Origin of the sequence: Solirubrobacter deserti, assembly GCF_027587175.1 — a bacterium.
Classification (GTDB): Bacteria; Actinomycetota; Thermoleophilia; order Solirubrobacterales; family Solirubrobacteraceae; genus Solirubrobacter; species Solirubrobacter deserti.
Map to the genome: position 1 here is coordinate 14,508 of NZ_JAPCID010000077.1, position 15,351 is coordinate 29,858.

Genomic DNA, 15,351 nt, shown 5'->3' on the forward strand with positions numbered 1-15,351 from the left:
GGGGGCCGCCGGGGCAGGTGGTTGCACACCTGGCCTAAACACTGACCATGCCCGGCGTGACGCAATGCCTATGAGCCGGTTGACCGGTCCGTTGTGACCGACCGTGAAGTTTCGCGTTCCGGCGTGAGTCCCCGAACCTTGTTGACACGCCGTCCGCGCGGCGAAACACTTTTCTGTGCTCAGCAGAAGCTCACGTAGTGCCTAGGGAGGGTTCGTTTGTTACGTGCACGTGCTGCAAGCGCCGTCGGGCTGTCTTGGCTCGCGGCCTCACTGGTGGTGGCCTCGAGCGCCTCCGCCGCGTCGGCCCCGCGGCTGGACGTCTATGCGGGTGACGTTCCCCGCGAGCAGTTGGAGAAGATCGTCGCGCTCGGCGTCGATCGGCATGAGCTGGAGATCTCGAAGGCGCGGTCCGGCGGCAAGGACACCGTCCACGTCGAGACGATCATCAGCGCCCAGGACGCGGCGCAGCTGGAGAAGGAAGGGGTCGCCCTCGAGCCCAAGGAGATCGACGGCGCGACCGTCGCCGAGCGCGCCACGCGGATGGCCGCCGACGGCATGGAGGTCTTCCGGCCCTACTCCGGGACGGGAGGGCTCAAGCAGGAGTTCGAGCGCGCGGCCGCGGACAACCCGCGCATCGCAAAGCTCATCAATCTCGGCAAGACCCACAACGACGAGGACATCATCGGCATCAAGCTGACGCTCGACGCGCGCCAGACGCGCGACGGCGCCAAGCCGGCCACGCTCTACATCGGCGCGCAGCACGCCCGTGAATGGATCACGCCGGAGATGAACCGGCGCCTGATGCACTACCTGATCGACAGCTGGCGCGCTCGTGACCAGCGGATCCGCCGCCTGCTCCGGAACTTCGAGCTCTGGATCGTCCCGGTGGCCAACCCGGACGGCTACGACTTCAGCTTCACCGAGGGCCAGCGGCTGTGGCGCAAGAACCTGCGCGACAACGACGGCGACGGCCAGATCACCGGCGCCGACGGCGTGGACCTCAACCGCAACTTCGACTACCGCTGGGGCTACGACAACGAGGGCTCCTCACCCGAGCCGTCGATCGACACCTACCGCGGCCCGTCCCCGAACTCCGAGCCCGAGAGCCAGGCGCTCGACCGGCTGGTCGCGCGCGTGCGCTTCGAGTTCTTCGTCAACTACCACTCGGCCGCGGAGCTGCTGCTCTACGGCGTGGGCTGGCAGGTCGCGACCCCGTCGCCGGACGACGTGATCGGTGAGACCCTTGCGGGCGACGACGCCGAGCCGGCCGTCCCGGGCTATGACCCGGACCTGTCCGCCGAGCTCTACACGACCAACGGCGACACCGACACCTACATGCAGGAGAAGTACGGCAGCTACGGCTTCACGCCCGAGATGTCGACCTGCGAAGCGGCGTCGGACTCCGTCCCCGACGACGAGTGGGAGGCCGAGGACTGCGGCAGCGGCTTCGAGTTCCCCGATGACGAGGCGCTCGTCGAGACCGAGTTCCAGAACAACCTTCCGTTCGCCCTGTCCGTGGCCGAGTCCGCGGACGACCCGGCCAACCCGGAGTCCGTGGTGGGCCGCGAGGCCGAGGACTTCCGCGTCGACAGCTTCGCGGTCTCCTACGGCGACCCGCAGACCGTCGCGGTCACGGCCAAGCGCGAGCTGCGCCGCAAGCGGATGCACTACCGGATCGGCAACGGCCGCACGCGCACCGCTCCCGTACAGGAGTGGATCGGCGGCGAGCGGTACGGCTATGAGATGAAGCGCTACTACGCCGAGTACCGCGGCGAGGTCTCCGGCGCGAGCGCCGGCCAGCGCGTGACGGTCTGGTTCAGCGGTGAGGAGCGGCGCAACAACGGGCAGTGGCGCGACGTGTTGAGCGAGCCGTTCACCTACACCGTCAAGCAGGACACGGGAGCGCAGGTGCTCGTCATCGCCGACGAGGACTACAAGGGCACGAGCCCGACCTACCCGGCGGGCACGAACGCGCCGCTGTACGGGCAGGCGCACCTGGACGCGGTGCGCTCGGCGGGCTACACCGCGGACCTGTGGGACGTGGACGTCGACGGCGTGCCGCACGACCTCGGCGTGCTCGACCACTACGACGCGATCGTCTGGTACCTCGGCGACAACGTCCTCACGCAGGACCCCGAGGACGAGTTCATCGACACGGGAGGTCTCACGAACCCCGATCCGCTGTTCGAGATCGGTGTCGCCGAGCGCGCGCAGTACCTCACGCTCGCCGTGCGCGACTTCCTCAACGAAGGCGGCAAGCTCGTCCACATGGGTGAGTTCGCGCAGTACGGCGGGCTCTTCGACCAGCTTGTGGGCGGCACCTACTACGGCCTCAACGGCGATCCCACGGCGGAGTGCCGGATCACGACGGGTCCGCAAGGGCTCTTCGACGACTGCCTGATCCTGGCCAACGACTTCCGCCAGTACTACCTCGGCGCGTACACACGCGTCGGGCTCGGGGGAGCCGACTCGGTGGCCGGCATCGCCGAGCCGATCGAGGGCTACCAGGCCATGCTCGGTGCCACGCCGACCAACGAGCTCGACCAGGCGGGTGTGTTCCAGCCGACCAGCGACGTGCTGCCGCCGGAGCAGTTCCCGCAGTTCACCAGCCGCGGGGCGGCGGAGTACAACTTCGCCGGCGGGCCGTTCACGCCGGTCGAGGGGTCGCGCTACGCGGCCGCCGTGCACCAGGACGAGTCCTACATGCGGCTCACCAAGGCGTTCAACCTGGGCGCCGTGACCGCGGCGCAGACGCCGCAGCTGCGCTTCCAGCTGTCGCTGGACTCGGAGACGCGGTACGACCACCTGATCGTCGAGGCCCGGCGGCTCGGCAGCAATGACTGGACGACGCTGCCCGAGGCCGGCGGTCGCTCGATCAACACGGTTCCGGCCGAATGCAACGCGGGCTACCTGCTCGCGCTGCACCCGAAGCTCCGCCACTACCTGACGGGTCCGCCGAACACGCCGGGGTGCACCAACACGGGCACCACCGGCGCGTGGAACGCGATCACCGGCTCCACCAACGGCTGGCAGCAGGTGGCGTACGACCTGTCCGCCTACGCGGGCTCGGTCGTCGAGATCCACATCTCGTACGTGACCGACCCGTCCACGGGCGGCATCGGCGCGTTCGTCGACGACACCCGGCTTGCGGTCGGCGGGGTCGAGCAGCAGAAGGACGGCTTCGAGAGCCGCGGCAGCTCGTGGTTGGTGCAAGGCGAGCCGGAAGGCAGCCCGCCCACGGTCGGCAACTGGGTCTTCGGTGCGCAGGCGGTCAACTTCTTCGCCGGCACCTCGACCGAGGACACGCTCCTGCTCGGCTTTGGGCTCGAGCACGTGACCGCGCCGGCCGATCGCACGACGCTGATGCGCCGCGCGCTCGGCGGGTTGGGAGTCGGCGGCTAGAGCAGCGCCTTCGCCAGTTCCTCGTAGTCACGGGCCGGATGCGGCCCGTGACCGAGGACCTGGACGCAGACATGGTCCGCGCCCGCCTCGAAGTGGGCGCGGATCTGCTCCGCGATCTGCTCCGCGCCGCCGTGCGGAATGACGGCGTCGATCAGGCGGTCCGAGCCGCCGTTCTCGATGTCGCGCTCGGTGAAGCCGAACTTGAGCAGGTTCTGCGTGTAGTTCTGCAGGCCGAGGTAGAGCTGGGCGAACTCGCGGGCGTGCTTGCGCGCGGTCTCGGTGTCTTCCTCCACGACGACCGCCACCTCGGGCGCGACCAGGACGCCCTCCCCCACCCGCTCGCGGGCGAACTGCGTGTGGTCGGGCGTGATGAAGTACGGGTGCGTGCCGAGGCTGCGCTCCGCGGCTAGGTCGAGCATCTTCGGCCCGAGCGCGGCGGCGACGAGCTCCTCCTTCGGCAGGTTCAGGCCGTCGAAGAACTCGCGCATGGTCTTCAGCGGGCGCGTGTAGTCGGACGTCGCCTCCGGGTGGCCGATGCCGATGCCGAGCAGGAAGCGGTCCGGGAACTCCTGCCGCACGCGTTTGTGGGCCTCCGCCACTTCCTCCGGCGTGTGCTGCCAGACGTTGAGGATGCCGGTGGCGACCACCATCGTCTCGCTGTCCTGGAGGTAGGGGCGGGCCTCTTCGACCGACGGGCTGCCGCCGATCCAGAACGTGCCGTAGCCGAACGCCTCGAGCTGCTTCAGGTCGCCGGCGCCGTGGCGCTTCGAGCGCCAGACGCCGATTCTTCCGAGTTCCATGCGGGCATCGTGGCAGTCTCGGCCTCCGACGCCTTCGGTCGTCGCTGCAGCGCGAAGAACCAGCCCGCGACGCCGCCCGCGATCAGCGAAGGCATCAACGGGATGTTGTACCGAGCCTGCGAGACCACGATCGTGTGGATCAGCGTGCTGAACGCGATCGTGATGATCACCGCGCCCAGCAGCGGGTGGCGGCGGCGCAGGAAGCCGGCCAGCAGCCCGGCGCCCGCGAGGATGACCAGGACGACCTGCCAGATGCGCATCGGCGTCGAGATGTAGTGCACGCCGCCGCCGCGGTAGTAGAAGAACCACATCCGCTTGGCCTTGGACCACTGCATCTTCACGAACGCGACCGGCTCGGTCGTCGAGTAGTGGAGGAGGTTCTCGCGCGCCTCCTTCTGCAGCGCCTGGTCGCGCGGCAGGTCCGGGTGGCGCTCGGCGAAGATCTGCAGCGCGTCCGCGGCCGGGATCTTGTACGTCTTCATCCCCGCGTACTCCGGGTGCCGGCGCCGCAGCTCTTCCTCGAGGTGCGTCTTCATGCCCATCGTGGTCCCGCCGCCGGGCAGGTAGGTGCCGACGAACAGCGCCGCCGCGCTGCCCTTGGTGACCGGGATCAAGCGGCCTTCCTCCGCGGACGCGTAGATCGTCCACGGCGCCAGCACGACGCCCGCCGTGACCGCCACCAGCCCGTACCGCAGCGTCGTCGCCTTGATCTGCCGGCGCCGGACGACCGCGACCGCGACCATCGCGCCCGCGATCAGGAACGGCACGGGCAGCAGGTCCGTGCGCGTGAGGATCGTCAGCCCGAACAGCGCGCCCGCCGCCGCGTAGAGCCAGAGCCTTCGATCGCGCTTGATCGCGAGCGCGAGCACCGTGAACGCGGTCACCAGCAGGAACGCACCGAGCGGCTCCGACAGCTGGTCGCCGGTCGCGCCGATCAGCGGTGCGTAGGTGGCGACGATCAGCCCCGCTATCGCGCCCGCCCACGGGCCCACGAGCAGCCACGCGAGCAGGAACACCATCAGCGTCGTGCCGGTCGTGACCAGCGCCTGCGACCAGTACACCGCGCCGATGTCGTAGTCCTCGCGGTCCGCGTCCGAGCCGAACAGCTTGTACGTGACCGCGAACAGCATCGGCGCCCCGGGCGGCCAGTGCAGCGGCTCGCGCATGTTCGTCGCCCGCCCGCCGTAGTGCCCGTTGTCGGCGATGTCCACGGCCAGCTTCCCGTACGACCGCTCGTCCGCGGACTGATAGTCGTCGCGAGGATCGGCCGCCATGCGCGCGTTGAGCCCGAAGGACAACGCGCACACGAGCGCGAGCAGGATGAAGGGCAGGCGACGCCGCACGGAAGAGACGAGGCTAGCCGGTCACCCGGCCGACCTCGTCATCCGAAGGGCTATTCCGTCGTCACCGCGCGCAGGACGTCGACCTTCGCGGCCCGCCGCGCCGGCGGGATCGCCGCGACCACGCCCGCGACCCCCGCGAGGACGAAGAAGACGATCAACGTCACGATCGGGAGCGTGAACACGAAGCCCTGCTCCGCCAGCGGCCGCGAGATGATCAGCGCGAACACGACGCCCAGCACGATGCCGAGGATCGCGCCGATGCCCGCGGTGATCACCGACTCGGCCCGGACCATCGCGCGCACCTGGCCGCGGGTCATGCCCACCGCGCGGAGCATGCCGAGCTCGCGGGTGCGCTCGTGGACGGACAACGCCAGGGTGTTGACGATGCCGAGCAGCGCGACGAGCACGGACAGCGCGAGCAGGCCATAGACCAGGCCGAGCAGGCCGTCGATCGAGCCCGTGGCGTTGTCCTTGAACTCCTCGCGGGTCAGGGCCTCGGTCTGCGGGAAGCCCTGCAGCGCCCGGTTGGTGGCGGCCGCGAGCGTGTCCGCGTTGGTGCCCGGGTCCGAGGCGGCCATCGCGTAGGCGATGTCCTTCGCGTTCCAGTCCTGCTCGAGCGTGTTGCTGGTGAGGAGCACGTCGGCGGTGAGACCGGCCTGGTTCTTGAAGGTGCCCGCGACCTCGTAGGTCACCTCACGGCCGACGGGCGTCGTGAACTGGACGCTGCCGCCGACGCCGACGTCGTGGGACTTGGCCCAGTCGGACTCGACGATCACCTGCTGGTCGGTCAGGCCGCTGAGCGTGTCCGGGTTGCCCTCGACCCAGTTGAGGGTGAGGACCGAGTTGAACTTGTCCGCGTCGATGCCGTTGACGGCGGTCGTGCCGGAGTCGCCCTTCGCCTGGCCGACCGCGAAGCGCATCGAGGCGACGTCGGTGACGCCGTCGACGCCCTCGACCGTCCGCACCACGTCGGCGGGGATCGGGCTGAAGCCGTCCTGGTTCTGGACGACGAGCGAGGCGCGCACCTGGTCGTCGATCGTGCCGTTGATGGTCGCCTTGAGCCCCGCGGCGAAGACGGCGACGAGCACGACGAGCGCCAAGCCGACCATCAACGCGGCGGCAGTGACCGCCGTGCGCTGCGGCTGGCGGATCGCGTTCTCGCGCGCGAGCACGCCCGTGAGGCCCTGGAAGCGCGCCATCGGCGCCCCCAGCACGCGTGCCAGCGGCCGCACGAGCAGCGGCGCCAGGAACGCGAAGGCGAACATCAGCAGCAGCGCGCCGAGGCCGATCAGCGACGCCGCTGCGCTGCTCGAGTCCAGCCCGCCGAACAGGCCGATGAAGAGCACGACCAGGCCACCGGCGGCGAGCAGCCCCGAGCCGACGATCCGGATCAGGCCCATGTGCTTGAGGCCCGGCGTGACCGCGTCGCGCATGGCCGTGACCGGCTCCACGCGTGTCGCGCGCAGCGCAGGCACGAAGCCGGAGACCATCGTGGCCACGAGCCCGATCACCAGGCCGATGATCACGGTCATCGGCGAGACGACGATGCCGGTGGTGCCGAGGTCGATGCCGCCCGCCTTCATCAGCGCCGCCAGGGCCGGCGCGACGACCAGGCCCGCGAGCACGCCGATGATGGACGCGAGCAGGCCGACCGCGAACGTCTCGATCAGGACCGAGCGCAGGATCTGCCCGCGCGACGCGCCGAGCACGCGCAGCAGCGCGAACTCCTTGGTGCGCTGCGCGACGGTGACGGTGAAGGTGTTGAAGATCAGGAAGCCGCCGACGAGCAGCGCGACGCCGGCGAAGATCAGCAGCGCGATGCGGATGAAGCCCAGCGCCTCGGACAGGTCCTGCGCCTGCTGCTCGGCCGCCTCCTCCCCGGTGCGCACCAGGAAATCGCGCCCGAGCTCGCTCGCGACCGCGGCCTTGACCGTGTCCGGGTCCTCCCCGCCGGTGGAGATCGAGATCGAGTCGAACCCGTCGTGCCCGGTCACCCGTTGGGCCTCGGGCAGCGTCATCGCGATCATCCGGCTACCGCCGAGGTTGTCGCTGCCGCCGATCGTGGCGACGCCGGAGACCGTGTACTCCTTCGCGGGCGCGCGGCCGGAGACGGTCGCCTTGTCGCCGACCTTGAAGTCGTACCGCTCCGCCGTGCCGCGGTCGAGCGCGATCTCATCGGCGGTCTGCGGCGCCCCGCCCTCCTCGTATTCGAGGATCTGGAAGACCTTCTCCGTGTTCTCGGAGACGATCAGCGTCGGCGGGCCCTGGGAGACGATGACCTTGCCCTGCTTGTCGAGCAGCGTGCCGTCGGAGGTGACGCTGCCCTCGGCCACGGCCACGCCCGGCACCGACTTGACCTTCTCCAGCGTGTCCGACGGCATCGTCGGCGGCACCGAGAAGTCCGACTTGACCGCTTGGCGGCCCTCCACGGACACGTCGACGCCCTGCTGGGTGCGCTCGAACAGGTTCTTGAACGACTCGTCGATCGTGTCGGTGAACACGAGCGTGCCGACCACGAACGCGACGCCGATGACGACCGCGAACCCGGTCAGGACCGAGCGCAGCTTGCGCGAGAGCAGGCCGCGCAGCGCGACCTTGGTCACGTCAGCCCACCGCCTTCATCAGGTCGAGTACGCCCTCGGCGTCCGTGCCGGCGCCGTCGTGGACGACCTGACCGTCGCTGAGGATCACGATCCGGTCGGCGATCGCCGCGGCGGCGGCCTCGTGGGTGACCATGATCACCGTCTGGTGGAACTCGTCGACGGCCTGGCGCAGGAGGTTCAGCACCTCCTCGGATGAGCGCGAGTCCAGGTTGCCGGTCGGCTCATCGGCGAACAGCACGGCGGGGCGGTGCACGAGGGCGCGCGCCACGGCGACGCGCTGCTGCTGGCCGCCGGAGAGCTCGGACGGCCGGTGCGTGAGCCGGTCGCGCAGCCCGACGGTGTCCACGAGCCGGTCGAACCACTCCTGGTCGACCTCGCGCCCGGCGAGCGTCATCGGCAGCTTGATGTTCTCCTCGGCCGTCAGCACGGGCACGAGGTTGAAGGACTGGAACACGAACCCGAAACGCTCGCGCCGGAGCATCGTCAGGCCGGTGTCGTGCAGGCCGGCGATCTCGTGCCCGTCGACCTTCACGGAGCCGGACGACGGCTTGTCCAGCCCCGCGAGCAGGTGCATCAGGGTCGACTTGCCCGAGCCCGACGGACCCATGATCGCGGTGAACTGGCCGGACGGGAACTCGAGCGTGACGCCGGCGAGCGCGTGCACGGCGGTCTCGCCCTCGCCGTAGGTCCGGCGCAGATCCGCCGTCGAAACGATGTTCATGACTGCAGCATCGTGAAGCAACCGCCCCCTGAGCGTGCGGCTGGCTCGTTACCCGGGGTAGGGCTAACTAGAGCGCAGGTACGCCAGGACGGCGAGCACGCGACGGTGGTCCTCGACCGTCGGCGTCAGGTCGAGCTTGGAGAAGATCGACGTCACGTGCTTCTCGACGGCGCGCTCGGTCACGACCAGGGCCTCCGCGATCGCCGCGTTCGAGCGGCCCTCGGCCATCAACCCGAGCACCTCGCGCTCGCGCGCCGTCAGGCCCTCCAGCGGGTCCTCGCGGCGCCGGCGGCCGAGCAGCAGCGCGACGACCTCGGGATCGAGGGCACTTCCTCCCCCGGCCACGCGCCGCACGGCGTCCGTGAACGTGTCCACGTCGGCCACGCGGTCCTTGAGCAGGTAGCCCGTGGACTCCGTCGACTCCGACAGCAGATCGAGCGCGTACGCCTCTTCCACGTACTGGGAGAGGACGAGCACCCCGGTGCCGGGATGGTCCGCACGGATCTTGCGCGCGGCGCGCAGGCCCTCGTCGGTGTGCGACGGCGGCATCCGCACGTCGATCACGGCCACGTCGGGCTTGTGCGCCCCGACCTTGCGCAGCAAATCCTCGCCGTCACCGGCCTGGCCCGCGACCTCGAAGCCGGAGTCCTCGAGCAGCCGCACGAGGCCCTCCCGCAAGAGCACGGAGTCTTCGGCGACGACGACCTTCAAGGGAGTTTCTTCTGTGCTCATACGGGGATCTCAGCTCGGAGAGTAGTGCCCGACCCGGGTGGGGAGTCGAGCGCCAGGGAACCATCCAACGCCCCGACCCTATCGGCAAGACCCTGCAGTCCGGAACCACGTCCCGGATCGGCTCCCCCGACACCGTCGTCGCGCACTTCGACGCAAGCATGCCCGTTCACGCGGCGGATCGCGACCGTGGCGCTGTTCGCCTGCGCGTACTTGGCCACGTTCGTGAGCGCCTCGGCGATCACGAAGTAGGCCGCCGCCTCGATCGGCTCGGGCAGGCGCTCGCCCGGCACCTCGACGACCTTCACCGGCAGCGGAGAGCGCACGGCCAGGGCCTCTACGGCGGCCTGCAGCCCGCGATCGGACAGCACGGCGGGGTGAATGCCGCGCGCGAGCTCGCGCAGCTCCTCGAGCGCGCGCGTGAGCTCCTCCTGCGCCGCGCCGATCATCTCGGCGGCGCGCTCTGGGTTCTTCGCGATCTGGTTCTGCGCGATCCGCATCTGGAGGCTGAGCGCGACCAGCCGCTGCTGGGCGCCGTCGTGCAGGTTGCGCTCCAGGCGACGGCGCTCGGCCAGCCCGGCCTCGACGATCCGTGCGCGCGAACGCCGCAGCGCCGCCTCCAGCCGCTCGCCGCGCATCGCCAGCCCGGCGGCGGCGGCGACCAGCGCGAGCGCCTCCGGCTCCAGGCTCGCGTCGTGGATGATGGCGCCGACGAGCTCACCGTCGAGCTCGACGGGCGTGTACGCGTGGTTCGGCCGGTCCGCGCTGCGCCCGTCGCGCTTGACCCAGCCGTCCTCGACCCAGTACAGGAGCTGGAGGGTGGGATCGTGCAGCGCCTCCGCCAGCAGGCCGCGCAGGTCGCCCGTGGACGCCTCCCCGAGCCGCTGCAGCAGCTCGCCGATCGCGTCCGCCTGCGCGAGCTGCCCACGCAGCAGGCCGATCAGGAAGACGAACGGCACCGCGGCGAAGACCAGCTGGCCCGCGAGCGGCAGGATGCCCGGCACCTGGTCGCCGCTCACCGTCTGCGAAGTGAGCGTCGCGGCCACGAGCGCGACGAGTGCGATGCCCGACCACAGCAACGGCGCCAGCACGCGACGCTGCGGGCGGCTCGCGGCGCGCCAGCGGGCGGCGAGCACCCAGATCACCGTGCCGGCGAGCACCACGGCCGCGACGGTCGTGAGCACGTCGCCGACGTTGCCGGCCGCGGTGCTGTCGGTGAGCTGGATGACGCTGCTCGGGCAGCGCTCGCACGCCGGGAGGCCGGACAGCAGGATCGGCAGCGCGCCGACCGCGCACAGCGCGTAGACGGCGGCTGCGAGCCCGCGGTCCAGACGGCGCCGCAGCGTGCCCTCCGGGTACGCGAGCAGCAGGTGGACGAACGCCGCGAGGTAGAGGTTCGAGGCGAGGACGGCGAAGGTGAAGACCGCGGCCGAGTTAGAGGCCACGAACGCGTTCAGCAGCCACGCGAAGCCGGTCCAGGTCATCAGCGCGCCGACCCGGTTGGCCGGGCGGCGCTGCCAGGCGAACAGGCCGGTCGCGATCCACGCGAACGCGACGCCGACGAGGAAGACGATCGCGAGCGGCGTGTCGTCGACGTGGTCGGACCCGGCGATCACGGCGGCCGCCAGCAGCCCCAACAGCAGGGCCGCGAGCGCCAGCATCGCCAGCGCGCGGGTGAGTGTGCTCAAACGAGCAGCTCCTGGACGCGCTCACCCGACAGCTCGGCCTTGGGCACGAACCCGCGCGCGCCGGAGCGCGACACGAGCGGCCCGAAGTCCGAGGAGTCGCGGCTCGACACGAGGATCACCGCGGGAGAGTCCGGGCGGCCCGTGATGCGAGCGGCGACATCGAACCCGTCGATATCGGGGAGCTGCACGTCCAGAAGAACGAGCTGAGGCTTGAGCCGGCAGGTCTCGGAGACCGCGCTGGCGCCGTCCACGGCTTCGCCGATGACGTTGAATCCCTCCGATTCGAGCAGCACGCGTGCGCTCGCCCGGAAGGACGGATGGTCGTCGACGATAAGGACGGTGCAGTCCACAGGATCGATTCTCGTCACCCCGTGAACCCCTTCACATACGGCTGGCCGTACAACTCGTGAATGCGGGGCTTCTACCCACGCGCCGCGGACGTGATGGCCTGGACCGCGGCGACCGGGTCCTGAGCCCCGAAAACCGCTGTACCAGCAACGAAAACGGTCGCTCCGGCGGCCGCGCAACGGGCCGCCGTCGCGGCTCCGATTCCGCCGTCGACCTGGACGGATGGACGGTCTCCGACCAGCTCGCGGAGCCGTTTCAGCTTCGGAATCGAGCTTTCCAGGAACTTTTGGCCGCCCCAGCCAGGATTGACGGTCATGCAGAGGACCATGTCGGCCTCGACGGCGCTGACGGTTTCCGGCGGCGTGCCGGGGTTGATCGCGACGCCCGTCAGACAGCCGGCGTCCTTGATCGCCTGCAACGCGTAGTGCAGGTGCGGCGTCGCCTCGACGTGGACGGTGATCGAGTCCGCGCCCGCCTCGGCGAACGCAGCGACCTGCTGCTCGGGGCGGTCGATCATCAGATGGACGTCGATCTTGGCGCCGGCTTCGTGGACCTGGTCGGCGATCGCCTTGACCGCGAGGTCGCCCATCGTGATCGGCGGCACGAAGTGGCCGTCCATCACGTCGACGTGGATGACCTGCGCGCCGGCGTCGAGGACCATGCCGACCTGCTCACCCAGGCGGGCGAAGTCGGCGGCGAGGATGGACGGTGCGATTCCTTGGAGCATCAAATGGGAGCGAGCATCGAGGACTGACAGTGGCCGCAGATATACAGGGCCGTGCTCGACATGCGCACGATCGTCGAGTGCTCGCCGCAGTTCGGGCAGACGCTGCGAAGTTCGAAGCGGTGCAGGCAGTTCACGCAGCGGTAGCGGCCCGGGAGGTTGGTGGCGCGCAGCCACGGCTGCTGGCAGGCGGGGCACGTGGCCCCGGTGTCCTGCTCGCTCATGCGTCTCTCCGCAGACGCGCGATGAAGAAACCGTCCGTGCGGTCTCGGTGCGGGAGCGTCTGCAGGTGCTGCGGCATGGTGGGATGCTTCCAGAGCGGGAGCCGAGTTCCTAGGTCATCGACCGTGAACTCTGGATGAGTGGCTAGGAACGCGCTGACCACTTGCTCGTTCTCGGCGGGCGAGATCGTGCACGTCGAGTAGACGAGGGTACCGCCGGGCCTGAGTGCGTTTGCTCCGGCGCGCAGGATCTGCTGCTGGAGCTCCGACAACGCCTCGGGGCGGCCGGCCTTGCGCCAGCGGGCGTCGGGACGCGAGGCGAGCGTGCCGAGGTCGCTGCACGGCGGGTCGACCAGGACGCGGTCGAAGTTCTTCGCGTGCGGCTGGGCGGCGTCGCCGGTGTGGACGTCGACGATCGTCGCCCCCATGCGGGCGGCCGTCTTGCGCAGCGAGTCGGCGCGGCCCGGGTGCTGTTCGACGGCGACGATCTCGCCCTCGTTGCCCATCAGGGCGGCCAGGTGGGTGGTCTTGCCGCCGGGCGCGGCGCACAGGTCGAGCACGCGGTCGCCGGGCTGCGGGTCCAGCAGACGCGCGACCGCCATCGCCCCGCGCGACTGCGGCATCAGCAGGCCGTCCTCCCACTCGCGGCTCGAGAAGGCGTCGAAGGCGTCGTCGAGGATCAGCGCGTCGCCGTCGAGCCGGGCTTCGATCGACAGCCGTTCGAGCAGCTCCGGCGCGGTGGTCTTGAGCGTGTTGGCGCGCAGGACGGCCTCGGCGGGCTCGTTGTCGGCGGCCATCAGGGCGCGGGCGTCAGGGGCGCCGAGCGCATCGAACCACAGCTGCGCGATCCACTCGGGGTGCGAGTGGGCGAGCGCGGCCTGCTGCGGGGTGGTGTCTTTGAGCTTGGCCACGAGCCCGCGGGCCTCGCGACCGGCTCGGCGCAGGACGGCGTTGACGAGCCCGGCGCCGCGGGGCGCGTCGCGCTTGGCCAGCTCGACCGACTCGCCCACGGCCGCGTGCGCGGGCACGCGGTCGAGGTAGGTCAGCTGGAAGACGCCGAGCCGCAGTGCGGCCAGGACCGGCTTGTCGAGCTTGTTCGTCGAGCGGCCGCTGAGGGTCTCGATCACGTGGTCGAGCGTCGCGACGCGCTGGACGGTCCCGTAGCTCAGGCGCGTGGCCAGCGCGAGGTCCCGCGGGTCCAGCCGCAGGCGGCGCGCCTCGCCGTGCAGCGCGCGGTCCGCCCACGCTCCGCCTTCGAACACGCGCCGCACGACCGCGTACGCGCACGCACGCGAGGGGGCAACGCCCGGCGGGGCGGCCGCCCCTCCGAGACCCCCCCGCTCAGTGGGGTCACGACTCGACGGTTCGTCCATCTTGGCCTTGCGAACCTTTACGAGCGGGCATGCTTCTGATTGGCTCCATCACGCGCACGGTTGCGCGTAGGCGCCTCGAATAGAGGTCCAAAATCCGGTCTGATCCTCAAGTTGTAGAAGTGGGCTCTTTGCAGCCCTTTTCGTCGATGCTCATACGTTCGTCCAATTCGCCCCTGAGAACCTCATTTTCGTCCGAAAGGGCTAATGGACCGCGTACAACTTGCCGACATAACCCCACGGAAGGGGATTTGAAGAATGTCGGACACTGACACCACGCACATCGCACCGCGGCCCTCCGCGCTCGGAGACCTGCGCCTCGCAGGCACGATCGCGACCGGTCTTGTCGCCGGCACGCTCGGGCTCGGAGCCCTTGCCGCGCCGCTCGTCGGCTGGAAGGACTGGACGTCCGGGCTCGAGCAGAATGCTTCCGCGCCCACGCTCAGGCTCGCCACGCCCAAGACGCAGGAGCCCGCGACCAACAAGCCCAACGTCTCCACCGGTGAAGGCGAGACGCCCGCGGGCGGCGGCGCCGCTCCGCTGCGCGTGAGCCTGCCCGGGCCCGGCGGCGTTGCGGGCGGCGGCGGCTCCGCCGTGACGGTGTTCGTCGGCGGTGGCAGTGACACGACGGCCTCCGAGGAGCGCGACGCCGACGTCCGCGGCTCCGAGTCCCGCGCCGAAGATTCCCGCGGCACCGTGACTTCCTCGCCCGAGAACGGCACGACCATGGCGCAGGCGCCCGAGTTCAGCGCGCCCGACATGGCCGACGACGACGGGGACAGCGTCGCCAACGACTACGAGCGCGCCAAGGGCTCTGACCCGAGCAACTCGAGCGACGCGAAGACGACCAAGACCGACACGGGCATCAGCGTCGAGACCGCGTTCCGCATCTCCACCGGCGCGCAGGCCAAGGACACCAACGGCGACGGCCGCATCGACGGCGACGACGACTCCGACGGCGACGGCGTGTCCAACGCGGTCGAGGAGGCCCAGGGCAGCGACCCGCTGGACCCGGACTCCAACAAGGACGGCATCCCGGACGGCATGGACGACCGCAACGGCGACGGCTACCCGGACGGCCTGCCCGTCCCGCCCCCGCCGCCCGCGGACGAGGACGAGGTCGACGAGGACCCGACCCCGGTCGTCCCGGACGTCGAGCAGCCCGCCGAGGACGAGACGCCGGAGACGCCCGTCGAGGAGCCGCCGGTCGAGGAGCCCGCGCCCACCGAGCCGACCCCCGAGGCGCCGCCGGTCGAGACGCCCGAGTCGACGCCGGCCCCGGAGGCTCCGGCCCCCGAGGCCCCGGCCGAGACGCCCGCGCCCGAGCAGGCCCCGGAGGCCGAGGCCCCGCCGGCCGCGCCGGCGCCCGAGCCCGAGCCCGCACCGGTCGCCGAGCCGGCGG

Annotated in this window: 11 protein-coding genes and 1 pseudogene; 2 read left to right on the plus strand and 10 right to left on the minus strand. The window is 70.6% G+C overall.

The annotated features are described in order from the left end of the window. Positions 1-276: 276 nt before the first annotated feature. Positions 277-3,402, plus strand: a complete 3,126-nt coding sequence (locus OJ962_RS32050) for a M14 family metallopeptidase (RefSeq protein ID WP_202952374.1) — start codon at positions 277-279, stop codon at positions 3,400-3,402. Here OJ962_RS32050 and OJ962_RS32055 read toward each other — a convergent pair. The 10 genes from OJ962_RS32055 to rsmB all read right to left on the minus strand — a co-directional run bounded on the left by OJ962_RS32055 (position 3,399) and on the right by rsmB (position 13,952). Beyond that, positions 3,399-4,202 carry a TIGR03620 family F420-dependent LLM class oxidoreductase gene (locus OJ962_RS32055; RefSeq protein ID WP_202952373.1) on the minus strand — a complete coding sequence of 268 codons (804 nt, stop codon included), beginning with the start codon at positions 4,200-4,202 and terminating at the stop codon, positions 3,399-3,401. The two genes, OJ962_RS32050 and OJ962_RS32055, sit on opposite strands and share 4 nt — an antisense overlap. Continuing rightward, entirely contained in the window at positions 4,145-5,545 is a 1,401-nt protein-coding gene (locus tag OJ962_RS32060) for an ArnT family glycosyltransferase (RefSeq protein WP_202952372.1), read from the minus strand. Before OJ962_RS32060 ends, OJ962_RS32055 begins: the two co-directional genes overlap by 58 nt. A gap of 50 nt (positions 5,546-5,595) precedes the next feature. Beyond that, a complete protein-coding gene (locus OJ962_RS32065; RefSeq protein ID WP_202952371.1) occupies positions 5,596-8,148 on the minus strand; it encodes an ABC transporter permease in 2,553 nt (850 codons plus the stop codon). A 1-nt stretch (position 8,149) separates the two neighbouring features. Then, positions 8,150-8,869 carry an ABC transporter ATP-binding protein gene (locus OJ962_RS32070; RefSeq protein ID WP_202952370.1) on the minus strand — a complete coding sequence of 240 codons (720 nt, stop codon included), beginning with the start codon at positions 8,867-8,869 and terminating at the stop codon, positions 8,150-8,152. A gap of 63 nt (positions 8,870-8,932) precedes the next feature. Beyond that, positions 8,933-9,601, minus strand: coding sequence for a response regulator transcription factor (locus OJ962_RS32075; RefSeq protein ID WP_270006872.1), 669 nt, complete (start codon positions 9,599-9,601; stop codon positions 8,933-8,935). Beyond that, entirely contained in the window at positions 9,598-11,286 is a 1,689-nt protein-coding gene (locus tag OJ962_RS32080) for a sensor histidine kinase (RefSeq protein ID WP_202952368.1), read from the minus strand. Before OJ962_RS32080 ends, OJ962_RS32075 begins: the two co-directional genes overlap by 4 nt. Continuing rightward, a complete protein-coding gene (locus OJ962_RS32085; protein ID WP_202952367.1) occupies positions 11,283-11,636 on the minus strand; it encodes a response regulator in 354 nt (117 codons plus the stop codon). The genes OJ962_RS32080 and OJ962_RS32085 overlap by 4 nt, the downstream gene beginning before the upstream one ends. 71 nt (positions 11,637-11,707) lie before the next feature. After that, positions 11,708-12,361: a ribulose-phosphate 3-epimerase gene (gene rpe, locus OJ962_RS32090; protein WP_202952366.1), complete on the minus strand. Its 654-nt coding sequence runs from the start codon at positions 12,359-12,361 to the stop codon at positions 11,708-11,710. After that, positions 12,361-12,582, minus strand: coding sequence for a YfgJ family double zinc ribbon protein (locus tag OJ962_RS32095; protein WP_202952365.1), 222 nt, complete (start codon positions 12,580-12,582; stop codon positions 12,361-12,363). The genes rpe and OJ962_RS32095 overlap by 1 nt, the downstream gene beginning before the upstream one ends. Further along, entirely contained in the window at positions 12,579-13,952 is a 1,374-nt protein-coding gene (gene rsmB / locus OJ962_RS32100; RefSeq protein WP_238930947.1) for a 16S rRNA (cytosine(967)-C(5))-methyltransferase RsmB, read from the minus strand. Before rsmB ends, OJ962_RS32095 begins: the two co-directional genes overlap by 4 nt. A gap of 255 nt (positions 13,953-14,207) precedes the next feature. Here rsmB and OJ962_RS32105 point away from each other — a divergent pair. Next, a pseudogene (locus OJ962_RS32105) lies at positions 14,208-15,351 on the plus strand (hypothetical protein); the annotation flags it as partial.